Source organism: Streptomyces sp. NRRL B-24085, from assembly GCF_001282115.1.
GTDB lineage: Bacteria > Actinomycetota > Actinomycetes > Streptomycetales > Streptomycetaceae > Streptomyces.
This window is the reverse complement of record NZ_LJBR01000605.1, coordinates 1-1,421: the sequence shown is the minus strand read 5'-3', so window position 1 is coordinate 1,421 and position 1,421 is coordinate 1. Positions and strand designations below refer to the sequence as shown.

The 1,421-nt window shown below is 75.6% G+C and carries 2 protein-coding genes; one reads left to right on the top strand and one right to left on the bottom strand.

Annotated features, from left to right (window positions below; all coding sequences use genetic code 11):
- The first annotated feature begins 31 nt into the window (after positions 1-31).
- Entirely contained in the window at positions 32-835 is an 804-nt protein-coding gene (locus AOJ26_RS40180) for a rhomboid-like protein (protein ID WP_063790393.1), read from the top strand.
- Between the two features lie 331 nt (positions 836-1,166).
- Here the strand turns inward: AOJ26_RS40180 and AOJ26_RS40175 are convergent.
- A partial coding sequence (locus AOJ26_RS40175) for a GNAT family N-acetyltransferase (protein WP_159044521.1) occupies positions 1,167-1,421 on the bottom strand: 255 nt, incomplete at its 5' end.

The following is a 1,421-nucleotide window of genomic DNA, read 5'->3' as shown; positions in this document are numbered from 1 at the left end:
GGGTGGGGTGCGACGGAAGGAGCAGCCCACCTTGGAACGGACCGTGCCGCCAGCCCCTTCCGACGCGCCCGCCCCGGAAGCTCCCGAGGGGGCAGGGCTGCTCGACGCGATGCCCCGGCAGCGGGAACGGGCCGGGACGGGTGCCGCAGTACCGGCGACACCCGCCGCAACCGCCGCTCCGGGCAACCGACTTCACGCCCTCCGGCTCCGGCGGCTGCTCCCCACCCCCACCGGGACGCCGTTCACCTTCGGCTACGGCGCCGTCCTGGCCGTCGTCTCCCTGGTCGCCGCGCGTCTGGACCCCGTCCTCTTGCACACCCTGCACCAGGGCTCCAGCACCGATGTCGTCCACCTCGCGCGGATGCCCGTACTGATGCTGGTGGCCAGCGCGTTGTGGATCGCGGGCGGGGTCCTGTCCCCGTACGCCCTCGCCCTGCTGTTCGTGCTCACCGCGCTGGAGCGGCGGATCGGCGGGGTGCGCACGGCCGGTGTCTTCCTGCTCGGGCATGCCGGGGCGACCCTCGCCACGGAGGTCCCCATCGGCCTCGCGGTCCTGGTCGGCCATCTGCCCGCCAGTTCGCTGCACCGCCTCGACTACGGCGTCAGCTTCGGCGTGGCCGCGTGCCTCGGCGCCCTCGCGGGTCTGCTCCGGCCGTGGCTGCGCTGGCCGTTGCTCGCCCTCTTCGGCTGGCTGCTGGTGACTGCCCTGATCGCGTACACCGACCCACTGACCGACTGGGGCCATCCGATCGCCCTGGCGATCGGTGTCGCGACCTGGCCGCTGGTGCGGCGCGGGGACCGGGCCGGACGGCGACGGAGTTCAGGAGGCCGGTGAGGCCTGCCCGTACGGCGTGGTCGTGATCGCCGCGTGGAAGCCCGGGCGGGGCGGGGCAGGCGCGGGGCGGCTGCTGGCCGGTCCGTGGCCCACGGTCACCGGGGCGTCCGCGTCCGAGAGGCGGCTGGGTGTCGGGGGGAGTCGGTGTCGGCTGGGCGTTGTCCGGGCTCGTGGTCGCGGCTGGGTGCCGGGAAGACTCGGCGCCGACCGGGCGTTGTCCGCCTTGCGGCCGGCGGAGACCACCGGAGGAACGGGGGCGATCACCGGCGCAGCGTGACAGAGCCCCTGCCGGGGCGCCTGCCGGCTTCGCACGGTGAATCGTGACGGACGCTCAGCCGGAGTCCCGGCCCACGAACTTGGCACTGGTGAGCGGAGCTTGCACATGCCAGCCCAGAGACTCGTACAGGGCCCGTCCCGCCGGTGTTCCGGCGAGGACGCCGGTCCGCGCCCCCGCGGCGGCGGCCGCGCCCTGGAGGGTGCGCATGACGACGCTGCCCAGGCCCCGGCGCCGGTGCGCGGGCGCGGTCTCGATCCGGTCGAAGACGGCGGTGGCGCCGGTCGGGGCGGTCTGGCCGCGCGCGGCCAG